Below are 22,232 nucleotides of genomic sequence, written 5' to 3'. Positions count from 1 at the left end.
GCGCATGGCGAGGCCCCGCAGACGGGGGATGTGCCGCGGGGCCTGCCTCGACCGTTGCCCGTCGTTCACCGTGGCCCGGTGAGACGACGCGCACGCCTCCCGCCGTAAGGAGTCCGGACGACGCGCCTCAGGCGGAACCTGGTGGGCGGCTGTCGGCCGTTCCATGCCTCTCGGCCGGACGATCGCCGTCCAGGCCGCCGGGTGTTGGCGGTGAAAGGAGTGGACGGCTGCCGGCGTGGCGGCGGGGTGGTGCGTGGAGCGTCAGGTCAGTTCTGTACGGTACGACGCTTGCGCGCGGCCCACATGATGCCCGCTCCGGCGACCACCACGACAGCGGCGGCTCCGGCGATCATCGGCGTGGCGCTCGAAGAGCCCGTCTCGGCGAGGTTGTCCCCGGCGGGGCTCGGCTGCGACGAGGGAAGCGCTTCCTCGGAGCTGGTGGGCTCCTCGGTCGGCGTGGCGGGAGCGGTCTCCGTCGGAGCCTCTTCCGACGGAGCCTCCGTGGAGGGGCTCTCCGCCGGCGGCGGAGTCGTGGACTCCGACTCCGAAGGCGCCGGGCTGCTTCCGGGGCAGACCGGAGCGGTCTTCTGGTCGTCGACGTTGTAACGCTCGCCGTCGGCGGCCTTCACCACGAGCCGCACGGCCAGCGTGTCCGAGTGCTCCGGAAGCGTGAGCTTCTTGTGGAACTCGTTCTTGAAGCTCTCCGTGGGCAGCAGGTCCTTGCCGTCCACGGTGACCGTCACGGTGTTCTTGTCGCTGTTGCCGTAGGCGGTCAGGTCGAGGCTGACCTCGGAACACGTCACGTCCCACGTCGGCGTGTGCGCGAACGCCGGAGCGGCCGACAGGCCGACCGCGAGCACACCTGCCGTCGCGGCTGTTATGAGGGCGCCTCTGCGCCGCCATGATCCGCTGAATTGAGTCACAGAATCCTCCGAATAACCGCGCCGCCCATGATGACGGCGCGGGCGCACAGTACCGCCATCGGCCATGACCTCATCAACCGCCCCACCCAACTCAGCCTCTCCACGCACCTCATGTGCCTGGTGGGAGGGGTGATGGCGGTTCGCGCACCGGGCGAATGGGACAGGCCGGGATGGCGTGATCACAACGGGTCCGACAGGCCGGATCGGAGTGTCATCGCTGATGACGCCCATTTCCGCCGGGTTTTGGACGGTGGACGCGAGCGCTCTTCCCCGAATGCGGTGCGGACCATTGCACATTGGGCAAAGTTTGCGTCAATTAACGCGCCCGAGTTTCTCGTTGCCGTGAGAGCGAGCGATTCACGCCAGCGTGACGGCCTGATTTCGGAATGCGCGCGCGGGAAATGGATCTGCTCCCGCACCCGTGCTCCCGCCCGCTCCCGCGGCCGTTCCACGGCCCATGCCGGCATCCGGTCCGGGGCCCGGTCCGGCCGTCTTCACCCATGGCCGCCGCGCCGCGATCGTCGCCGTACCCACTGCCGTGCCGCGGCCAGCCGCGGATGTCGTTCGCGCTGTTCGCGAGAGGCGCGGTCCAGCTCCTCCATCAGCCGCTGGGAGCGGTTCTCCATGTTCAGCTCGTCCAGCATCCGGTCGATCTTCGCGAGCAGCGCGCCATGGAGCTGCCACTGACGAGGATGCTGCTGGACGCCCTCCAGCAGCAGCCGTGCCACCCGCTCCCGGCTTCTCGTCGCCGCGGCCAGATCCTCGGACAGCCGTACCTCCGCCATCTCCGCGCTCTCGCTCACCTCCGTGGTGACCAGGACGGCGAAGCTCACGACGGCGCCGGCGACCCGTGCGAGCAGATCCTCCAGCGCGTTTCCCACCTCCGGCGGGAACAGCGCCTCCTCCGTACGCTCCTTGGCGAGATCCGTGAGCGTTCTGGCCAGCACGCGCAGCACGACCGTACAGATCTCCAGGGTGTCAAGACCGGTACGGAGCACCACCCGGTGCAGCAGTCCCTCCCTCACCCTCGGGTTGAGCCTGAGACTGTCCTCCGCCTGCCGCAGCGCCGCGTCCACCTCGCTGATGTCATGGTCGAGCCGCCGCGCCTCGTGCAGCCGGGCCGCCGCCCGCTCCACCGGGATCGATCCGGTCAGTCCCTCGCCGATACGCAGCAGCAGCCGGCGCATCCGGCGGGAGAGGTCCTCGATGGACTCGCCCGCGGTACCGACCCACACCGGCGGCACGAACAGGAAGTTGAACAGCAGCCCCACCGCCGCGCCGATCAGTGTCTCCAGCACCCGGTCCCAGGCCGTGGTCGTCACGCGTGTCACTCCGAGGACGAGCATGGCGCTGATCGCGACCTCGGGCACGAACTCACCTGCCCGGACGATCCTGCCCACGACGAGCGAGGCCAGGATGATCAGCCCCAGACTCCACCACGACAGCCCGACCAGCGCGCTGAAGGCGATGGCGACCAGCACTCCGGCCACGACGGAGTTCACCCTGCGGATGCCGGTGGTGAGGGTCGAGTAGAGGGTGACCTGTACGACGAGCAGGGCGGTCAGCGGAGCGGTGAGCGGAGCCGTCTCGTTGCTCAGTTGGAGGGCGACCACATAGGCGATGGTCGCGGCGGCGGTGGAGCGCAGCGTCTGTGCGACGGCCGGCTCCCGGCGCCGCTTCACGAACTCCGCCACCGGCGCGCTCACTGAGGTTCGGACATCACCCACGACGTGTCCCTTCCCGTGCCGGGACCTCCGGGATCCGCCGGGCTCCGCGATAGGGCCGGGTGGCTGAGCGACGCCCGGCGCAGGGCTTCCTGACACTCCGACCGGTCGCAGACCGCGGCGCGCCGGGTGAATCTGGAGGAGCGCCTTCCCGCGAAGCCGGGACCCCGGGACGCAGACGCTGGAGGAAGCGATGGGTGTCCGCAGACTGATCCACGACTGGCCCGTCCGCCGCCAGTTCACCGGTTCCGATCCGCTCGGGCGCGGCCGGGCCGCGATGTCCTCCCGTACGGAGGCGCTCAGGCCGCGTACCGAGACCGCCGACCGGATCGTCAAGTCCATCTGCCCGTACTGCGCCGTCGGCTGCGGCCAGCAGGTGTACGTCAAGGATGACCGTGTCGTACAGATCGAGGGAGATCCCGACTCGCCGGTCAGCCGGGGCCGGCTCTGTCCCAAGGGCTCGGCGACGCTCCAGCTCACCACCGGCCCGGCCCGGCGCCATCAGGTCCTGCACCGGCGTCCGTACGCCACGCAGTGGGAGCCGCTCGATCTGGAGACGGCCATGGACATGGTCGCGGAACGGGTGGTCGAGACCCGCCGCCGTACCTGGGAGTGGGAGCACGAAGGACTGCGCACCGCGCGCACGCTGGGCATCGCCAGCCTCGGCGGGGCCACCCTGGACAACGAGGAGAACTACCTCATCAAGAAGCTGTTCACCGGGCTCGGGGTGGTCCAGGTCGAGAACCAGGCCCGGGTCTGTCACAGCTCCACCGTCGCCGGCCTCGGTACCTCGTTCGGGCGAGGCGGCTCCACCACCTTCATGCAGGACCTCCAGCACGCGGACTGCATCGTCATCCAGGGCTCCAACTACGCGGAGGCGCACCCGGTCGGCTTCCAGTGGGTCATGGAGGCGAAGGCGCGCGGCGCCCAGATCATTCATGTGGATCCGCGATTCACCCGTACGAGCGCGGTCGCCGATCTGTACGTACCGATCCGCGCGGGCAGTGACATCGCCTTCCTCGGCGCGCTCATCAACCATGTGCTCACCGAGGAGAAGGACTTCCGGGAGTATGTGCTCGCCTACACCAACGCGGCCACGCTCGTCGGTGAGGACTTCCGGGACACCGAGGATCTCGACGGAGTCTTCTCCGGGCTCGACGAGGAGCTGCGCCACTACGACCGCACCAGCTGGCAGTACGAGAGCGCCGCCGGCCGACAGATGCAGGACGGGCAGCCGAGGCGGCAAAGGCAGCAGGGCAGGGACCGGCACGCCGAGGCCCGTATCCATGAGGCCGGCCAGGCCGAGTCGCACGGTGCCGGCGGTCCCAAGGCCGACGCCCGGCCCGCGCGCGACGAGACGCTCCGGCATCCGCGCTGCGTCTACCAGATCCTCCGACGGCACTACGCGCGCTACACACCCGAACTGGTCGAGGAGACCTGCGGCATTCCTCGCGAGACCTTCGCGCGCGTGTGCGACGCCCTGACCGCCAACTCGGGCCGCGAACGCACCAGCGCCTTCGTCTACGCCGTGGGCTGGACCCAGCATTCGGTCGGTGCCCAGTACATCCGCGCGGCCAGTGTGCTCCAGCTCCTGCTCGGCAATATCGGCCGCACCGGCGGCGGTATCCAGGCACTGCGCGGCCACGCCTCCATCCAGGGCTCCAGCGACATCCCCACGCTCTTCAACCTCCTGCCCGGCTATCTGCCGATGCCGCACGCGCACGCCCACCTGGACCTGGCGTCCTACATCGACGCGAGCCGTACGGAGAAGGGCTTCTGGGGCAACGCGCGGGCGTACTTCGTCAGTCTGCTGAAGGCGTACTACGGCGACGCGGCCACCGCCGGGAACGACTTCTGCTACGACCACCTGCCGCGGCTGACCGGCTCGCACTCCACCTACGAGACGGTCGTCGCACAGCTCGACGGTGTCTGCAAGGGCTACTTCCTGATGGGCGAGAACCCGGCCGTCGGCTCGGCCAACACCCGTCTCCAGCGCCTCGGCATGGCCAAGCTGGACTGGCTGGTCGTACGGGACTTCTCGCTGATCGAGTCCGCGACCTGGTGGCAGGACGGGCCCGAGATCGAGACCGGCGAGCTGCGTACGGAGTCCATCGGCACGGAGGTCTTCTTCTTCCCGGCCGCCACGCACACCGAGAAGTCCGGCTCCTTCACCAACACCAACCGCTGGCTCCAGTGGCACCACGCCGCCGTCGAACCCGCAGGCGACGCCCGCAGCGATCTGTGGTTCATGTACCACCTCGGCAAGCGCGTCAAGGCGAAGCTGGCCGCGTCCACCGATCCGATGGACCGGCCCGTACAGGATCTGACGTGGGACTATCCGGTGGAGGGCCCCTACGACGACCCGGTCGCCGAGGCCGTGCTCGCCGAGATCAACGGGCAGGCCGCGGACGGTTCACCGCTGAGCGCGTACACCGAGCTGAAGGACGACGGCTCGACGCGGTGCGGCTGCTGGATCTACTGCGGTGTGTACGCGGACGGCGTCAACCAGGCCGCCCGCCGCAAGCCGCACACCGAGCAGGACTGGGTCGCCGCGGAGTGGGCCTGGGCCTGGCCCGCCAACCGCCGCATCCTTTACAACCGGGCGTCCGCCGCGCCCGACGGCACTCCCTGGAGCGCGCGCAAGGCGTATGTCTGGTGGGACGGCGCGCGCGGACGATGGACCGGCCACGACGTCCCGGACTTCATCGCCGACCGCGCACCCGGCCATGTACCGCCGGACGGCGCGACCGGGCCCGACGCGCTGCGCGGCGACGATCCCTTCATCATGCAGGCGGACGGCAAGGGCTGGCTGTTCGCGCCCAACGGGCTGGAGGACGGCCCGCTGCCCACGCACTACGAGCCGCAGGACTCACCGTTCACCAACGCGCTGTATCCGGCCGTTCCGCGCTCTCCCGTACGGCGGCTGCTCGTCCGCGAGGGCAACCGCTACCACCCGAGCGGCGACCAGCCGGGCGCCGATGTCTATCCGTACATCGTCACCACCCACCGGCTCACCGAGCACTTCACGGCCGGCGGGATGAGCCGCTGGTCGCCCTATCTCGCCGAACTCCAGCCGGAGTTCTTCTGCGAGATCTCACCGGCGCTCGCCGCGGAGCGCGGACTCCGGCACGGCGGCTGGGCCACCATCGTGACCGCGCGCAACGCCATCGAGGCCCGTGTGATGGTGACCGGGCGGATCAGACCGCTGACGGTGCACGGCCGTACGGTCCACCAGATCGGGCTGCCGTTCCACTGGGGTCCCAACGGCGTCTCCACCGGCGACGCGGCCAACGAACTGGTGGCCATCGCCCTCGATCCCAACGCGCACATCCAGGAGGACAAGGCCCTGACGGCGGACATCATCGAGGGCCGCCGTCCCCGGGGCCCGGAGCTGCCCCGGCTCGTCGACGCGTACCGCAGGCGGGCCGGTATCACCGCACAGACCGGAACGGAGACGCGGACGTGACGCACCATCTGCTCAGTGGACCGGAACACGATCCCGCGCGTGACGCGGGCCATGAGAACGCGCCGCCGCGCGTCGGATTCTTCACCGACACCTCGGTCTGCATCGGCTGCAAGGCGTGCGAGGTGGCCTGCAAGGAGTGGAACGCGATCCCCGAGGACGGACTGACGTTCACCGGGATGTCGTACGACAACACCCAGGGCCTCGGCGCCTCCACCTGGCGGCATGTGGCCTTCATCGAGCAGTCCGTGCCGACGAGCGACGGGCGTACGGAGCTGCCGCTCGTGTCCGGCGGCGGGACGAGCGGTGGGGAGCTGCGCTGGCTCATGTCGTCGGACGTCTGCAAACACTGCACACACGCCGCCTGTCTGGACGTCTGTCCCACCGGCTCCCTCTTCCGTACGGAGTTCGGCACGGTCGTCGTGCAGGACGACATCTGCAACGGCTGCGGCTACTGCGTCCCCGCGTGCCCGTACGGCGTGATCGAGCAGCGGCCCTCGGACGGCAGGGCCTTCAAGTGCACGATGTGCTACGACCGGCTCGGCGCCGGCCTGGAGCCCGCCTGCGCCAAGGCGTGCCCGACCGAGTCGATCCAGTTCGGCGAGCTCGAAGAACTGCGCGAGCGGGCCGCGCTGAGGGTCGACCAGCTCCACAAGGAGGGCGTCACCGAGGCGCGGCTGTACGGGCACGATCCGCAGGACGGAGTCGGCGGTGACGGAGCCTTCTTCCTGCTCCTGGACGAGCCCGAAGTCTACGGGCTGCCTCCGGACCCGGTGGTCACCACCCGCGATCTGCCGGTGATGTGGAGGCACGCGGCCACGGCCGCGCTCTCGCTGGTGGGCGGCTTCGCGCTGTCGTTCGCGCTGACCGGGCTCCCCGTGCGCACCGGAAGGACGCGTACCGGAAGGACGCTCACCGGAAGGACGCTCACCGGAAGGAAGGGACGGACATGAAGAGAGGGATGGACGATGTGACCGCCTCCGGGAGGACTTCGGACGCCCGCCGGCGCAAGCGGAACGGCGAGGAGCCGATGGTGCCCCGGGCCACGTTCGACTCGTACTACGGACGGCCCGTCATCAAGGCGCCCGGCTGGTCGGCCCGTGACATCGCGGGCTACTTCTTTCTCGGCGGACTCGCGGGCGCGGGCTCCGTGCTGGCCGCGGGCGCGCAGCTGACGGGCCGTACGGCCACGGCGACGGCGATGAAGGTCTCCTCGCTCGCGGCGATCACGCTCTCGGGCGCCGCGCTCGTGAACGACCTCGGGCGGCCGGGCCGGTTCATGAACATGCTGCGGGTCCTCAAGCCGACCTCGCCGATGAGCGTCGGCTCCTGGCTGCTCTCCGCGTACGGGCCCTGCGCGGGCGCCGCCGCGCTCTGCGCCACCACCGGCCGGCTGCCCCGGGCGGGAACGGCCGCCACCGGCGCGGCGGCCGTGCTCGGGCCCGCGGTGGCCGCGTACACGGCGGTGCTCGCCGCGGACACCGCCGTACCGGCCTGGCACGGAGTCCACCGCGAACTCCCGTATGTCTTCGTCGCCTCGGCGACGGCCGCCGCGTCCGGGATGGCGCTCGTCCTCGCGCCGTTGCGCGAGACCGGTCCCGCCCGGTGCGCCGCCGTGCTGGCGGCGGTCGGCGAGATCGCCACCATGTCGGCGGCCGAGCGACGGCTCGGGACGGTCGCCGAGACCTACCGCGAGGGCCGCGCGGGACGGCTGCTGCGCGCCGCCCGGGTGCTCACGGTGGCCGGCGCGGCGGGCGCGGCCCTCTACGGGCGGCGGAGCCGTACGGTGGCCGTGGGCAGCGGTGCCATGCTGCTCGCGGGCTCGGCCTGTACGCGGTTCGGTGTCTTCGCGGCCGGTGTCGCCTCCGCCGAGGACCCCGCGTACACCGTGCGTCCGCAGCGGGCGGCGAAGGACCGCGAGGGCCTCAGGGGAGCGGCGGTTGTGCATGACGGCGACGGATGAGGTAGACACCTCTCCAGCGGGTCGATCGGCATTCGGGCCGCGCGGCCGCTCGACTCTCCGAACGGTTGTGCATGCCTTCTTCACCGTCCCGCCAGGAACCGCCGCGCGGACCGTCCGCCGCGTCCGCGCAGAACGCGCTTCCGCAGCACCACGGCATCTTCCTGGAGCCGCGCTACACCGTCGAACTGCCGCCCCTGCCCGAGGGCGAGGGAGACGACGAGGGCGGCGGCATGGACAGCGTCCCCGACAGGGCCGTGGACAGGATGTCGGACAGGTCCGCGGACCGGGCCTCCGACCGATGGTCCTCGGACAGGTCCTCCTCCGACAGATACTCCTCCGGGTCCTCCGCACGTCGCCGTACGAACGCCCCGCGCCGCGGGTGAGCGCCGACCGGACGGGCCAGGTGATCACCCGGCCCGTCGGTCGTCGGCCCGGTCGAACTCGATGCGGTAGTACTTCAGCCGCTCGTCCTGCGAGACGAGCCGCATCCCGACCGCGGCCATGACGCGCTGGGACGCGGTGTTGTCATGGTCGGTGTCGCCCTGTACGGAGGTGATGCCGCGGGCGCGGGCGAAGCGCAGCAGCGCCCGCACGGCCTCGGAGGCGTATCCCTTGCCGTGCGCCGACGGGATCAGCCCGTAGCCGATCGTGACACCGAGATCCTCGTCGGGTGCGCCGTGGAAGCCGAGGCCGCCGATCGCACGGCCGTCCTCGCGCAGACGGATCTCGTACGCGCCGAAGGGCTGAGGATCGCCGGTGATCGCACAGGTCGTCAGATAGCGCCTGGCGCCCACCATGTCACCGTCCGTGGGATAGCCGGGCGCCCACCGGTCACCGTCCTCGGGCTCGCCGGCCGCGACGCGCTCGGCCTCCACGACACTCAGCGGATGGAGTACGAGCCGCTCTGTCACAAGATCATCCATGACATGGAGACGTATCACGCGCGGTGTCCCGGCCACAGGTGCTTTACCGGACCGCGTGGTCCCGTACGTCTGGAGGTCACCGTGCCGTCAAGGGCGCGTCAAGAGGCCCTCGGCCGACGGCAGAGGTACGTCAAGACCTGCGGCCTGCCGTGCGCGGCGGGTCCGCGCGGGTGGAGGCTGGAGAGGCTGACGGGCCGTGTCACGGCAGGTCCTACGGACGAGGCCAGGTCCTACGGACGAGGCAGAGCGAGGTGGACCATGACATATCCGCTCCGTGACCGCGTCGCCGTGATCGCGGCGCTCGCGGCGCCTCTGCTGGTCGCGCTGCTGCTGGCGCCGTTCCGTACGGATCTGGCGGGCACCAATCTGGCGCTGATCCTGGTCGTGGTGATCGTGGCGGTGTCGGCCCTGGGCAACCGTGTCGCCGGCGCGCTCGCCGCGCTCTCCTCGGCGGTGTGGTTCGACTTCTTCCTCGCCCGGCCCTTCGAGCGTTTCACCATCACCGACTCCAACGACATCACGACGGCCGTCCTGCTGGTGGCCGTGGGACTGGCCGTATCGCAACTGGCCGTCCGGGCGCGGCGGCTGCGTGTGCTGACCGTGGTGGACTCCGGCCTGCTCGCCCGGATCCACGACACCGCCGCGCTCGCCCGCTCCACCGGCTCTCCCGACGCCGTGGTGGACCAGGTCAGCCGCCATCTCGTGGAGATCCTGCGGCTGCGCGGCTGCCGCTTCGAGTACGGCACCCTGCTGGGCCATCCGGCCCGGCTGCTCCAGGACGGCACGGTCGCCGTGGACGGCCGGCCCTGGGACCTGGAACGGGTCGGCTGGCCGGGCGGTGAGACCGAGATCAGAGTCTCCGGCCACGGCCGCTATCTGGGCCGCTTCATGCTCCGCCCGAGCCCCGGCCTCATTCCGACCCGTCAGGTGCGCCAGGTCTCGGTGACACTGGCCGAGGACGCGGGCGCCGCACTCGACACCGTGGGCCCGGTCCTGGACCGATGAGCTACGTTGGTCCCCGCCCGGCGTGCGCGAAGATCAGCGGGAGAGCCATGGCGGAGGGTCAGGACGGCGGTGCGGTGCTCCACCGGCGGCCCGGCGCAGGTCCGGCCGTGCGGACGCGGGTTGGGATTCTCGGCCGCGTGATGGCGGGCGTCATCGCCGCCGTCGTGGTGAGCGGCTGTGCCGGTGCCGCGGACACCGCGGTGGAGGGCTCCCGGGCGCGGGCGCAGGCGAGCGAGAGCGGGCCGAGCGACGTACGGCACGACCGGAAACCCATCCGGGACCGGTTTCCGGAGTTCGGTGAGATCAGCGGAACATCCTGGGTGTCCGACGTTCTCAACGACGGTCGCTCCGAGGTGCCCGGTCCCTCGGACATCAGGCTCACCGGTGTGGCATCCCTGTCCGCCGCCGCTGTCGCCGGGATCTCCGAGCGGTACTCCTGGAAGACGTCGCAGCCGCCGTCCTCGGTGCCGAAGGCCCTGCTGTCCGAGATGCCCACGGAGGGCGACTGGCGGACCAGCGCGGACTTCGACGCCACCGTGACCCGGGGCGATTACGACGGAACGTTCTATCTGAGCGCCGAGCGCGGTGTGGTTCTGTTCGACGCCGTCAATCCGGTACGCCGTTCCTCGTAACGGTGCCCGGCCGGGATACGGCCCGCCACGAGCGCCGAGGCGAGCGCCGCGTGATCGGCCGCGTTCCGGTCCGCGTAGCGCAGCGAGAAATCGGCCATGGCGCGGTCGAAGATGTCGGAGGTGCCGAGGTAGTGGGCGATGGCGATCCGGTCGCCCGAGCGCGCGTGCGTACGCGCCAGAGCCCGGCCGCACAGCCACGCCTGGTCGTACAGCAGTGACGGTGACAGATCGTCGATCGTGATGGACGCCTTGGTGTCACGCAGCTGGCGCCAGTAGAAGTGACGGCCCTCGGGTCCGGTGACCCAGCCGAGGAAGAGATCGCCCCCCGTCTGGAGCAGCCGCTGTCCCGCGACGATGCGATGGCCCTGATGGGCGTAGCCGCTCGGCTGGAGATGAGGCTCCAGTACGGACCGCTCGGCCTCCTTGATCTGGAGGATCAGCTGATCGTCGGTGTCACGTCCTGCCAGCAGCACGATATGGCAGCGCAGACCGACACCGGCGACGCCCACCACCTTCCGGGCCGCGTCCACGAAGCGGTACCGGTCGAGCAGCGTCCGCCGTTCCTCCGGGAGCGTGGACCGGTAGCCGATGAAGATACGCCGCAGCATGGCCATGTCGAGCCGCCCGACCGGTTCGAGCAGCGGTGGGTCGGGAGCGATCCTGCGCCGGCCGTCCGGCATGTCGGTCAGCTCCTCCAGCGCCCGCAGGGTGGTGCGCGGCCGGGCGGGCGACGGGTCGGGCCCGAGGTGTTTGCGCCGGCCCGAGCGTACGAGCGGCAGTATGTCGGCGGCGTCGATGTGCTCGTACCAGACGTCGAGTTCACCGAGACCGGCCAGCCGGTGCATCGAGGTGCGGTACGCCTCGGCCGCCGCGTGGACGGCCCTGCGGGCCTCGATGTCGGACTGCCCGTTGTCACGGGAGGCCACCGCGATGCTCACCGCGAGCCGTTTCACATCCCATTCGAACGGTCCTGGATGGGTCTCGTCGAAGTCGTCGACATCGAAGAGCAGGGCGCGGTCGGACGAGGCGAAGGCGCCGAAGTTCAGCAGCTGGGCGTCCCCGCAGAGCTGCACGGTCAGCCCCGAGCGCGGCTGGGTGGCCAGATCGGCGGCCATCACGGCGGCGGCGCCACGCAGAAAGGCGTACGGGGAGGCGGCCATCCGCTCATACCGCAGAGGCAGCAGTTCGGGCACGCGGGTGGTGGTCTGCCGGGCCAGTGAGGTGAGCGGATCGAGCCGGTCGGCCGCCGGTATCCACAGTCCGTGCGAGGAGCGCGACGCCTCTTTGCGCGCGGCCCTGCCGCGTGCCGCCCGGTCGGCGGGGGTGAACATGAAAGGCCCCTCTCGCTCCGGTGGTGGGTGCCGCGGCACGGTTGCTGAGCACGAGCATTCCGTCCCGGCGGGCGGGCGGCCCGGCGGGACGGGCATTCGGGTGGTCCTGACAGTGGGCATGACAAGCGCCCTTACCGGCGACAACACCGCGCGTTCGCATGATCCTTGTGTCGTGGCCGCCCTGGTGAGGCGGCTAGGCCCTGTCCGGCCGATCTTCGTGGGCCCGGAACGCCCGGCACGGCACCTCGCCGCGTTGTCGGAGTTGCCCGAGTACATCCAGTACACGGGCAATCCTCCGCCTTGCGATGCACCGCACCGGACGCCCCGGGCTGATCCACGAAGATCGACCGGACAGGGCCTAGCCTGAGAACACGATGAACCGTTTGACGACACCCTGGGGCGAGTTCGGCCTCACCCGATTTCCCGAGCTGCCGCGCGACACGCTACGCGCGTGGGACACCGCCGACGAGTATCTGCTGCGGTATCTCGCGGGGACCGACGGCGACACCGGGCCGACGGATCTCTCGGGCACCGTGGTCGTCCTCGGGGACCGCTGGGGCGCCCTGACCACCGCGCTCGCCGTCCGCCGGCTCGACCAGCTCCGCGCGGAGCCGCTCGTACAGATCACCGACTCGTATCTCACCCAGCGGGCGACCCGTGCCAATCTGCGGCGCGGCGGCGCCGACACGGAGGCGGTACGGCTGCGGTCCGTCAGGGACACTCCGCCGGACCGGATCGATGTGCTGCTGATCCGGGTCCCCAAGAGCCTGGCGCTGCTGGAGGACCAACTGCACCGGCTCGCACCGGCCGTACACCCGGGGACCGTTGTCATCGGTACGGGACGGGTCACCGAGATCCACACCTCCACGCTGAGGCTCTTCGAGCAGATCCTCGGACCGGTCAGGACCTCGCTCGCGGTGCGCAAGGCGCGGCTGATCTTCTGCGAGCCGGCGGCGGGCCGGACCAGGACCGCCAGCCCATGGCCGCACAGCTACGCGCTGCCCGACGGGCTCGGCGCCGTGTCGGGCCGTACCGTCGTCAATCACGCGGGGATCTTCTGCGCAGAACGGCTCGACATCGGCACACGCTTCCTGCTGCGCCATCTCCCGCGCCGCCACGGTCCCGAGCATGTGGTCGACCTCGGCTGCGGCAACGGTGTGGTCGGCACCGCGGCGGCGCTGGAGAATCCGGCGGCCCGGGTGACCTTCGTCGACGAGTCGTTCTCGGCGGTGGCCTCGGCCGAGGCCACCTTCCGTAAGAACGTCGATGTCGCGGCTCCGGCGGACTTCCTGCTCGGCGACGGCCTTTCGGACATGCCGGCCGGGACGGTCGATCTGGTGCTGAACAATCCGCCGTTCCACTCCCACCAGGCGACGACCGACGCGACGGCCTGGCGGATGTTCACCGGCTCGCGCGCCGCGCTGCGGCCCGGAGGCGAGCTATGGGTCGTCGGCAACCGTCATCTCGGCTACCACATCAAGCTGCGGCGGCTCTTCGGCAACTGCGAGACCGTGACGAGCGATCCCAAGTTCGTCATCCTGCGGGCCGTCAAGCGCTGATCCTCGCATCTGCGAGAGAGCATCGCATCAAGGATTGCAGATGCGAGGGCGAACGGCCTATCTTGTCGCACATGCAGTCCTACACCATCGGCCAGGCCGCCCGGCTTCTCGGGGTCAGCCCCGACACCGCGCGCCGCTGGGCCGACGCCGGCCGGGTCGCGACCCATCGTGACGACGGCGGTCGCCGTCTGATCGACGGCCGCGCGCTCGCGGCGTTCTCCGTCGAGGTCGCGCAGGGCGGCAACGGCGAGGACGACGTCTCGTACACCTCGGCGCGCAACGCGTTCCCGGGCATCGTCACCGCCGTCACACTCGGCGATGTCGCGGCACAGGTGGAGATCCAGGCAGGACCGCACCGACTGGTCTCCCTGCTCACCCGGGAGGCCGTCGAGGAGCTCGGGCTCGAAGTCGGCATGGAGGCAACGGCCCGGGTGAAGTCCACGAGCGTGCACATCGACCGCGCCTGACCGATGTGGTCCGTCGAGCCGCCATCGCGCACGGGCCACGGTCCGCTCCGGCGTGCCCTGCTCGACGAGCCACCCCACCGCACGAGCTGTCGCCCCGCATGAGCCACCGCACCGCACGGGCCGTCGTCGTCGGCCCGTCCGCTCGCGTGCCCTTCCGGGCCCGTACCGCAAAGGAGTCCACCCTCATGTCCTTCGCCCTCACCAGGCGCCGCGCCGCCACCGCGCTCGTGTCCGCCGCCCTTCTTCTGCCGCTGGCCGCGTGCGGCGGCAGTGACGACGGCAAGGCGGACTCCGCCTCTCCGGCCGCCTCCACGGCCGGCGCGTCGGAGAGTGCCGCGCCGAAGGCGGATCTGACCGTGCTCGCCGCCGCGTCGCTGACCGATGTCTTCAAGACGGCGGGCGCCGCGTACGAGAAGGAGAATCCCGGTACGAAGGTGACGTTCTCCTTCGCCGGCTCGCAGGAACTCGCCGCCCAGGTCAAGCAGGGCGCTCCGGCCGACGCGCTGGTCACCGCCGACACCAAGACCATGGACGGGCTGAAGGACGACACCGGCGCGCCGACGGTCATCGCGAAGAACCGGCTGGTGATCGCCACCGTCGAGGGCAATCCCGACAAGGTCGAGAACCTCAAGGACCTCGCCGATCCGAAGCTGAAGGTCGTCCTGGCCGCGCCCGAGGTTCCCGTGGGCCGGTACAGCCGTCAGGTCCTCGAAGCGCAGGGCATCACCGTGAAGCCGGTCTCCGAGGAGCCGAACGTCCGCGCCGTACTGAGCAAGGTGGAGCTCGGCGAGGCCGACGCCGGCATCGTCTACAAGACCGACGCCGACTCCGCGCCCGACAAGGTCGACGCCGTGGAGATCCCCGACGCGCAGAACGCCATCGCCGAGTACCCGGCCGCCACGCTCAAGACGTCCGAGCACAGTGCCGCGGCGGCGGCGTTCGTCGCCTGGCTCAGCGGCCCCGAGGCGCAGAAGATCCTTCAGGACGCGGGATTCCAGCAGCCGTAACACCCTCCGCGCGCGGGCGGTCGGTCACGGCCCGCACACCGTCGGACGACATCCCGATATCCACTGCCAGACATCCACTGTGTGACAGGGCTTGTCCGGGGCTCAGGACCGGACAAGCCTGTCATCACACCGCCGCCCCCGCTGCACCACCGCCCTCGACGCCCGCCGACCTTTCAGCCCAGGAACCAGATGAGCCGCTCCCGCACCCGCAGTCCCGGCGCCCCCGTCGCACTGGCGGTGCCCGCGCTGCTCGCGATCGCCTTTCTGCTGCTGCCGCTGATCGGGATTCTCGCGCGTACCTCCTGGGGCGAACTCGGTACGCATCTCACCAGCCCGGGCGTGGTCCAGGCGCTGAGGCTGTCGCTGCTGGTCTCCTTCTGGTCGCTCGGGCTCTCCCTGGTGCTCGGCGTGCCGCTGGCCTGGCTGCTGGCCCGGGTGCGGTTCCCGGGCAAGACGCTGGTGCGCACGCTGGTCCTGCTGCCGATGGTGCTGCCTCCCACCGTCGGAGGTGTCGCCCTGCTGCTGGGCTTCGGACGGCGCGGGCTGCTCGGTCCCTGGCTGGAGGAGAGCTTCGGGCTCACCCTGCCCTTCCACACCTCGGGCGCCGTCGTCGCCTCGACCTTTGTGGCGATGCCGTTCCTCGTCATCAGCCTCGAAGGCGCCCTCGCCGGGCTGCGGCCCGCCTACGAGGAGACCGCCGCCTCGCTGGGCGCCTCGCCGGTACGGGTGTTCCGTACCGTCACGCTGCCCATGGTGGCGCCCGGTCTGGCCGCCGGTGCCGCGCTGACCTGGGCCCGTGCGCTCGGTGAGTTCGGTGCCACGATCACCTTCGCGGGCAATCTTCCCGGCACCACCCAGACCTTGCCGCTCCAGGTCTATCTGCTGCTCCAGGACTCGCCCGAGGCCGCGACCTCCGTCTCGCTGCTGCTGCTCGCCATCGCCATGGCCGTACTGATCGCCCTGCGCGGACGGTGGACGACCGGCGCCGTCGACCGCGTACCCCGGCCCGGCCCGGCGTCCGACGAACCGGCGGTGCCACCGGAGGCGGCGGTGCCGTCGGACCAGGGCATCGGTGCCGTGACGGCACCCGAACCCTCCGCCGTTCATGACTCTTATGAACGGCATGACTCTCATGAGCGGTACGAGCGGTGGCGGCTGCATGCCGAGGTCACCGGCTTCAACCGGCTCACTCTCGACGCCGAGCCCGGCACCACCATCGCCGTCGTCGGACCCAACGGAGCCGGCAAGACCACCCTGCTGCGCGCCCTTCTCGGTCTCACTCCGCGCGCCCATGCCCAGCTCCGCCTCGGCGACCTGGATGTCACCTCGCTGCCGCCGCACCGCCGCGGTGTCGCCTGGGTCCCGCAGAACGGCGCGCTCTTCCCGCATCTCAGCGCACTCGCCAACACCGCGTACGGACTGCGCGCCCACGGCGTGCGGCGGGCCGAGGCCCGGCGCATCGCCCAGCAGTGGCTCGACCGGCTCGGTGTCGGCCATCTCGCCCGGCGCAAACCGCACCAGGTCTCCGGCGGCCAGGCGCAGCGGATCGCGCTGGCCCGCGCGCTCGCTGCCAGCCCGCGGCTGCTGCTCCTGGACGAGCCGCTGGCCGCTCTCGACCAGACCACGCGCGCCCGGGTACGGCACACGCTGCGCGGCCATCTCGACGGCTTCGGCGGCGTTTGTTTGATCGTCACCCACGATCCGGTCGAGGCCATCTCACTGGCCGACCGGGTCCTCGTGCTGGACGAGGGACTGGCTGTCCAGGACGCTCCGCCCGCCGAGGTGACGCGCCATCCGCGCTCGCCCTGGGTGGCCAGGATGCTCGGCCGCAACGCCTGGCCGGGCACCTTCGGCGCGGGCGGACTCGAACTGACCGCGGGCGGGCGGCTGATCGTCGCCGAGCCGCCGGCCGACGGCACGGCCGCCCTGGCCGTCATCGCACCCGAGGCCGTCTCCGTACACCGGGACCGGCCCGCCGGCAGCCCACGCAACGTCTGGCCGGGAACGGTCAGGGAGATCACCGCCCTCGGCAGCCGGCTGCGTGTTCTGATCACTTCGGACGAGGCACCGGACCTGGTCGCAGAGATCACGCCCGAGGCCGCCGCCGAACTCGGCCTGGCCGACGGCATATCCGTATGGACCAGTGTCAAGGCCACCGAGGTGACTCTCGTCGCCATCTGAGAAACGTCCCCGGGAGCGGTCCCGGAGAGCAGGGAGCAAGCGATGTTGCTGCGTCAGTTGGAGTACCTGGTGGCCCTCGCCAGGGAACGGCACTTCGCTCGCGCGGCGGCGGCCTGCTATGTCTCCCAGCCCTCGCTGTCCGCCGCGATCAGAAAGCTCGAACACGAGCTGGACGTACCCATCGTGCGCCGTGGCCGGCGCTTCGAGGGACTGACGCCCGAGGGCGAGCGGGTGCTGCTCTGGGCACACCGGATCCTCGCCGAACGCGACGCGCTGCGCCATGAGCTGTCGGCGATGCGCGGCGGACTCGCCGGCACTCTGCGGATGGGCGCCATACCGACCGCGCTCACCGCCGCCTCGCTGCTCACCACACCGTTCGTGGAGCGGCATCCCCAGGCGCGTGTCTCGCTCGACTCGCTCTCCTCGCGCGATATCACCCAACGACTGGCCGAGTTCGAGCTGGACATCGCGCTCACCTATCTGGACGACGAGAGCCTCGGCCAGGTACGCAGAACGCCGCTCTACGAGGAGCGTTATCTGCTGCTCACGCCGCACGACGGGCCGATGAAGGGCCAACGGACCGCGGGCTGGGCGGAGATCGCCGAACTGCCGCTCTGTCTGCTCTCCCCGCAGATGCGCAACCGCCTGATCATGGACGAGTACTTCGCGGCGGACGGAGTGACCGCCGTGGTCCCGGCGATCGAGACCGACTCCGTCGCCGCTCTGTACGCGCATCTCACGGCCGGACGGTGGTCCAGCGTGATCTCGCACGCCTGGCTCCATATGTTCGGCGTCCCCGACGGTATGCGTGTGGTCCCGGTGGCACATCCGGCACACGGCCCTCGTGTCGGTCTGGTCATCGCCGACCGCAGCCCCGAACCCGTACTGGCCAGAGCCCTGCTGGAGATCGCCAGGGAGGCGGGCGTACGGGAGGCGCTCGACCAGCTCCTCGACACCTATCTGCACTCTGCGGGACCACCGGGATAGCCGGTCCCTATCCCGACATAGAAAGGTTCATTTTGACCATGGCACCGCTCCCGAGCAGGCTGGAAGCACCTTCCCGCAACAACGGACGAGGAGCCGCAGTCATGGCAAAGGTGCTGTGCGTGCTGTACGACGACCCGGTCGACGGATACCCGAAGACCTACGCCCGGGACGACCTTCCCAAGATCGACCACTACCCCGGCGGCCAGACCACCCCGACCCCGCAGGGCATCGACTTCACTCCCGGGCATCTCCTCGGAAGCGTCTCCGGTGAACTGGGTCTGCGCAGCTATCTGGAGTCCCAGGGACACACCCTCGTCGTCACGTCCGACAAGGACCGGGAGGGATCGGTCTTCGACCAGGAGCTGGTCGACGCCGACATCGTCATCTCCCAGCCCTTCTGGCCGGCCTATCTGACGGCCGAGCGGATCGCGAAGGCCGAGAACCTCAAGCTGGCCATCACCGCGGGCATCGGCTCGGACCATGTCGACCTCGACGCCGCCATCGCCAAGGGCGTCACCGTCGCCGAGGTCACGTACTGCAACAGCATCAGCGTCGCCGAGCACGTGGTGATGATGACGCTGTCGCTCGTACGGAACTATCTGCCCTCCCACAAGTGGGTCCTGGACGGCGGCTGGAACATCGCCGACTGTGTCGCCCGCTCGTACGACCTGGAGGGCATGCAGGTCGGCACGGTGGCCGCGGGCCGTATCGGGCTCGCCGTGCTGCGCCGTCTCGCGCCCTTCGATGTCGGCCTGCACTACACCGACCGGCACCGGCTGCCCGAGTCGGTGGAGCAGGAGCTGGGACTCACCTGGCACGAGAGCGCCGCCGCGATGGTGCCGCACTGCGATGTCGTCACCATCAACGCGCCGCTCCACCCGGAGACGGAGGGCCTCTTCGGCGATGAGCTGATCGCCACGATGAAGCGCGGCGCGTATCTGATCAACACCGCGCGCGCGAAGATCGCCGACCGTGACGCGATCGACCGCGCGCTGCGGAGCGGGCAGCTCGCCGGGTACGCGGGCGACGTGTGGTACCCGCAGCCCGCACCGGCCGACCACCCGTGGCGGACCATGCCGCACCACGGCATGACGCCGCATATCTCGGGCTCGTCGCTCTCGGCGCAGGCGCGGTACGCGGCGGGGACGCGGGAGATCCTGGAGTCGTTCTTCGCGGGGACTCCGCTGCGTGACGAGTATCTGATCGTGGACAAGGGGGCGTTGGCGGGGGTGGGAGCGCACTCCTACTCCGTGACGAGCTAACGAGTCGCCTCTCGCGGGCCGCCGTGCGGGGCGGTGCGCGCCTGGCGGCGCGGTGCGGTGCGCCTCCCGGCGGGGGGCCGTGGTGCGGGGTGCGTTTCGGCGGGGGCCGGTGGTCATGTGCGGGCTGTCGGTCGCTGCCGTTCAGGACGCGCCTGCGGCGCGGGGGCCGGTGCGGTGGGTGGTGCGGGTGCCGGGGCCTCCGGAGGTGCATGTCCGGACTGCTATCCTCACCGCGCTTCGCGCGAGCTGCGACGCTTTACGTCCGGACACGCACCTCCTCCGACCCCGCCCCCCTCCCGCCGGTCGCCCGGGTTTCCGCCCGGTGCCGGGCCGCAAACCAAGCCCGTCCGGCGTTTGAGGACGGAACGGCCAACCCTGGTGCGGGTTCCTGCTCGGAGGGCGTCCGCTCCTCGCCGTACTCCGGCCGCAGGCCGGAAAATCCAGCCCGTCCGGCGATTGAGGACGACACCCAGCACAATGTAACCGTGTCACTTCCTCAGCAGGTGCAACTCGGGTCCCCGGCGGGCCATATGGTCGTCTGCGGTGACGACACCTTGGCCCAGCGGCTCGCCGGGGAGTTGCGGGATGTCTACGGCGAGCAGGTCACGCTGGTCGTTCCTCCCGTGCGCGCTCACCTTCCCGCCGCGCCGCTTGTGGCGCGTGGGCGGGCGTCCGCCTTTATCGGGAGGATGTCGGCGGCGGTGGGCCGTACGGCTGCGGCTCCGGCCGGGCCGGCCGAAGGGGCGCGTGTTGTCGAGGCGTTGGACCTTGACGAGGAGGTCCTCGTGGACGCGGGCGTGCGGGAGGCGGCGGCGCTCGCGCTTGTGCATGGGGACGACGAGATCAATATCCGGGCCGCGCTGGCTGCTCGCCGGCTCAATCCTCAACTGCGGCTCGTCATCCGGCTCTACAACCGCAAGCTCGGCCAGCATCTGGAGGCGCTGCTCGACCAGGCCGCCGCCGTCGCCGTACCCGGTCTGGACACGGCCGCCCTCGACGCGTCCACCACAGTCCTCTCGGACGCGGACACCGCGGCGCCCGCGCTGGCCGCCACCGCCGTCGCGGGCACCAGCAAGGTCGTCAGGGCCGACGGTCTGATGCTCAGGGCCGTGGAGCGCACACCGCCGGGCCCCGGCGAGGTGGCCGACCCGGGGCTGTGCACGCTTGCCCTGCTCTCCGCCACCACCAACGACCCGGCGGGCGCCGAAGGTTCGGACAACAGCGGTCAGGAAGGCCCGCGGCTGCTGCCCGACGACGCGAGCGCCGCCGCCGCCACCGGCCGGGGCACGGTGGTCCTGGAGGCCGTGTCCCATGTGGGCCCGGATCTGCCGGCGCGTCGGCTCGCCGGCCGTGGCGCGCCGCTGGGCTCGCTGTTCTCCCGACGGGTGCGCTGGTCCTTCGCCGGGATCGTGATGGCCGTACTCGCCCTGGCCGTGACCTCCTGGATCCTCACCGGTGTCCATCCGCTGCGCGCGACCTATCTGACGCTGCTCGATCTCTTCGCCATAGGGGATCCGGCAGTTGGTGAGCCGGCGGCACGGCAGATACTCCAACTCCTCTCCGGAGCCACGGGACTTCTGCTGCTGCCCGTGGTGATCGCGGCGGTGCTGGAAGCCCTGGGGACGTTCCGTACGGCGTCCGCGCTGCGCCGTCCGCCGCGCGGTATCTCCGGCCATGTGGTGCTGCTCGGGCTGGGCAAGATCGGCAGCCGGGTGCTGGTGCGGCTGCGTGAGCTGGGCATCCCGGTCGTCTGTGTGGAGGAGGACCCGGACGCGCGGGGCATCGCGCTCGCCCGCAGTCTGCGGGTGCCGGTCGTCCTCGGTGATGTGACCCAGGAAGGCGTGCTGGAGACGGCCAAGATCCAGCGGGCGCACGCGCTGCTCGCGCTGACCAGCGCCGACACCACCAACCTCGAAGCCGCTCTGTACGCGCGCTCCGTCGCGCCCGGTCTGCGGGTGGCGCTGCGGGTGTACGACGACGACTTCGCGACCGCCGTCTACCGCACTTTGCGCGCGGCCCACCCGGGCGCCCTCACCCGCAGCCGCAGCGTCTCCACCCTGGCGGCCCCCGCCTTCGCCATCGCCATGATGGGCCGTCAGATCCTGGGCGCCATCCCGGTGGAGCGCAAGGTGCTGCTCGTCGCGGCGATCGATGTGGCGGGCCATCCACGGCTCGAAGGACGGACGGTCGAGGAGGTGTTCCGGCCCGGTGCCTGGCGGATCATCGCGCTGGACACCGCGGAGCCGGGAGACCGGGTGCCCGATCTGGCGGACACCCGTCTCGACCGCGAGGAGCGCCGGCCGCAGGGACTCGTCTGGGATCTGCATCCCGGCTATGTGCTGCATCCACGGGACCGCGTGGTACTGGCGGCCACCCGGCGCGGCCTCGCGGAGCTGCTCGGCCGCCGGCCCGCCGACCGGGCCGACCGGGCCCCGGATCCTCGTTAGCCGGGGATGCGGGCCGGGCGGGCGGGCACGAGAATGGCCACACACCGGATGAACGAGGAGGCGGCATGAACGCAGAGTCCGCTGCGCAGCCGGAGGAGCACGAGGGCATCACCCCGGACCGGCTGCTGCACACCGCCGGTGCCGAGGTGACGGCGGAAGATCTGGCCCTGGCCTCGGGCCGCGATCTCACCCCGGAGACCATCGAGTGGGCCAGGCGCCGACTGGCCGAGCGTGGCCGCGCGGCCATCGAGGAGCAGCTCCCGTAATCCCTCGGTCACTGTCCGCGGTCCCAGACCGCCGTAGCCGCCACTTCTGAAGGGGACCGCTCCACGCCGTCCCCCGGTTCCTCTTGGCGCGC

The 22,232-nt window shown here is 70.9% G+C and carries 18 protein-coding genes; 14 read left to right on the top strand and 4 right to left on the bottom strand.

Annotated features, from left to right (window positions below; all coding sequences use genetic code 11):
* Nucleotides 1-266 precede the first annotated feature (266 nt).
* Both ACFV6H_RS18085 and ACFV6H_RS18080 read right to left on the bottom strand, forming a co-directional pair.
* Nucleotides 267-923: an LAETG motif-containing sortase-dependent surface protein gene (locus tag ACFV6H_RS18085; protein WP_385542821.1), complete on the bottom strand. Its 657-nt coding sequence runs from the start codon at nucleotides 921-923 to the stop codon at nucleotides 267-269.
* Nucleotides 924-1,417: 494 nt separating this feature from the next.
* Nucleotides 1,418-2,650, bottom strand: coding sequence for an aromatic acid exporter family protein (locus ACFV6H_RS18080; protein WP_385542818.1), 1,233 nt, complete (start codon nucleotides 2,648-2,650; stop codon nucleotides 1,418-1,420).
* A 190-nt stretch (nucleotides 2,651-2,840) separates the two neighbouring features.
* Here ACFV6H_RS18080 and fdh point away from each other — a divergent pair, with 190 nt between their 5' ends.
* The 4 genes from fdh to ACFV6H_RS18060 all read left to right on the top strand — a co-directional run bounded on the left by fdh (nucleotide 2,841) and on the right by ACFV6H_RS18060 (nucleotide 8,456).
* Nucleotides 2,841-6,113 (top strand): formate dehydrogenase, encoded by a 3,273-nt coding sequence (fdh, locus tag ACFV6H_RS18075; protein ID WP_385542815.1) that lies wholly within the window; start codon nucleotides 2,841-2,843, stop codon nucleotides 6,111-6,113.
* The gene (locus tag ACFV6H_RS18070; RefSeq protein ID WP_385542812.1) at nucleotides 6,110-7,063 is read left to right on the top strand and encodes a 4Fe-4S dicluster domain-containing protein; all 954 of its coding nucleotides are present in this window, start codon (nucleotides 6,110-6,112) and stop codon (nucleotides 7,061-7,063) included. Before fdh ends, ACFV6H_RS18070 begins: the two co-directional genes overlap by 4 nt.
* A 77-nt stretch (nucleotides 7,064-7,140) precedes the next feature.
* Complete coding sequence (nrfD, locus tag ACFV6H_RS18065) at nucleotides 7,141-8,073, top strand: NrfD/PsrC family molybdoenzyme membrane anchor subunit (RefSeq protein ID WP_385543107.1); 933 nt, start codon at nucleotides 7,141-7,143, stop codon at nucleotides 8,071-8,073.
* 71 nt (nucleotides 8,074-8,144) lie between these two features.
* The gene (locus tag ACFV6H_RS18060) at nucleotides 8,145-8,456 is read left to right on the top strand and encodes a hypothetical protein (RefSeq protein WP_385542809.1); all 312 of its coding nucleotides are present in this window, start codon (nucleotides 8,145-8,147) and stop codon (nucleotides 8,454-8,456) included.
* Between the two features lie 24 nt (nucleotides 8,457-8,480).
* Here ACFV6H_RS18060 and ACFV6H_RS18055 read toward each other — a convergent pair whose 3' ends face one another.
* Nucleotides 8,481-8,996, bottom strand: a complete 516-nt coding sequence (locus tag ACFV6H_RS18055) for a GNAT family N-acetyltransferase (RefSeq protein WP_384984274.1) — start codon at nucleotides 8,994-8,996, stop codon at nucleotides 8,481-8,483.
* Between the two features lie 258 nt (nucleotides 8,997-9,254).
* Here ACFV6H_RS18055 and ACFV6H_RS18050 point away from each other — a divergent pair, with 258 nt between their 5' ends.
* Together ACFV6H_RS18050 and ACFV6H_RS18045 are read left to right on the top strand one after the other, a co-directional pair.
* The gene (locus ACFV6H_RS18050; protein WP_385542805.1) at nucleotides 9,255-10,001 is read left to right on the top strand and encodes a DUF4118 domain-containing protein; all 747 of its coding nucleotides are present in this window, start codon (nucleotides 9,255-9,257) and stop codon (nucleotides 9,999-10,001) included.
* A gap of 47 nt (nucleotides 10,002-10,048) precedes the next feature.
* The gene (locus ACFV6H_RS18045; protein WP_385542802.1) at nucleotides 10,049-10,633 is read left to right on the top strand and encodes a hypothetical protein; all 585 of its coding nucleotides are present in this window, start codon (nucleotides 10,049-10,051) and stop codon (nucleotides 10,631-10,633) included.
* On the opposite strand, the gene ACFV6H_RS18040 is transcribed toward ACFV6H_RS18045, so the two are convergent.
* Entirely contained in the window at nucleotides 10,567-11,964 is a 1,398-nt protein-coding gene (locus ACFV6H_RS18040) for a DUF2252 domain-containing protein (RefSeq protein WP_384984283.1), read from the bottom strand. The genes ACFV6H_RS18045 and ACFV6H_RS18040 overlap by 67 nt on opposite strands.
* A gap of 374 nt (nucleotides 11,965-12,338) precedes the next feature.
* Here ACFV6H_RS18040 and ACFV6H_RS18035 point away from each other — a divergent pair, with 374 nt between their 5' ends.
* The 8 genes from ACFV6H_RS18035 to ACFV6H_RS18000 all read left to right on the top strand — a co-directional run bounded on the left by ACFV6H_RS18035 (nucleotide 12,339) and on the right by ACFV6H_RS18000 (nucleotide 22,140).
* A complete protein-coding gene (locus tag ACFV6H_RS18035) occupies nucleotides 12,339-13,523 on the top strand; it encodes a methyltransferase (RefSeq protein ID WP_385542798.1) in 1,185 nt (394 codons plus the stop codon).
* A gap of 71 nt (nucleotides 13,524-13,594) precedes the next feature.
* On the top strand, nucleotides 13,595-13,990 hold the full coding sequence (locus ACFV6H_RS18030; protein WP_384791048.1) for a molybdopterin-binding protein: 396 nt from the start codon (nucleotides 13,595-13,597) through the stop codon (nucleotides 13,988-13,990).
* A gap of 185 nt (nucleotides 13,991-14,175) precedes the next feature.
* Nucleotides 14,176-14,997, top strand: coding sequence for a molybdate ABC transporter substrate-binding protein (modA, locus tag ACFV6H_RS18025; RefSeq protein ID WP_385543104.1), 822 nt, complete (start codon nucleotides 14,176-14,178; stop codon nucleotides 14,995-14,997).
* 189 nt (nucleotides 14,998-15,186) lie between these two features.
* Nucleotides 15,187-17,178, top strand: a complete 1,992-nt coding sequence (locus ACFV6H_RS18020) for an ABC transporter permease (protein WP_385542795.1) — start codon at nucleotides 15,187-15,189, stop codon at nucleotides 17,176-17,178.
* Nucleotides 17,179-17,220: 42 nt separating this feature from the next.
* On the top strand, nucleotides 17,221-18,165 hold the full coding sequence (locus tag ACFV6H_RS18015) for a LysR family transcriptional regulator (protein WP_385542792.1): 945 nt from the start codon (nucleotides 17,221-17,223) through the stop codon (nucleotides 18,163-18,165).
* Nucleotides 18,166-18,266: 101 nt separating this feature from the next.
* On the top strand, nucleotides 18,267-19,427 hold the full coding sequence (locus tag ACFV6H_RS18010; RefSeq protein ID WP_093588944.1) for an NAD-dependent formate dehydrogenase: 1,161 nt from the start codon (nucleotides 18,267-18,269) through the stop codon (nucleotides 19,425-19,427).
* A 530-nt stretch (nucleotides 19,428-19,957) separates the two neighbouring features.
* Nucleotides 19,958-21,874 (top strand): NAD-binding protein, encoded by a 1,917-nt coding sequence (locus tag ACFV6H_RS18005; RefSeq protein WP_385543101.1) that lies wholly within the window; start codon nucleotides 19,958-19,960, stop codon nucleotides 21,872-21,874.
* A gap of 65 nt (nucleotides 21,875-21,939) precedes the next feature.
* Nucleotides 21,940-22,140: a hypothetical protein gene (locus ACFV6H_RS18000; RefSeq protein ID WP_384984294.1), complete on the top strand. Its 201-nt coding sequence runs from the start codon at nucleotides 21,940-21,942 to the stop codon at nucleotides 22,138-22,140.
* Nucleotides 22,141-22,232: the final 92 nt, after the last annotated feature.

The sequence above is a fragment of the Streptomyces sp. NPDC059743 genome, from assembly GCF_042732975.1.
GTDB lineage: Bacteria > Actinomycetota > Actinomycetes > Streptomycetales > Streptomycetaceae > Streptomyces.
This window is presented reverse-complemented; position numbering and strand designations above follow the sequence as displayed.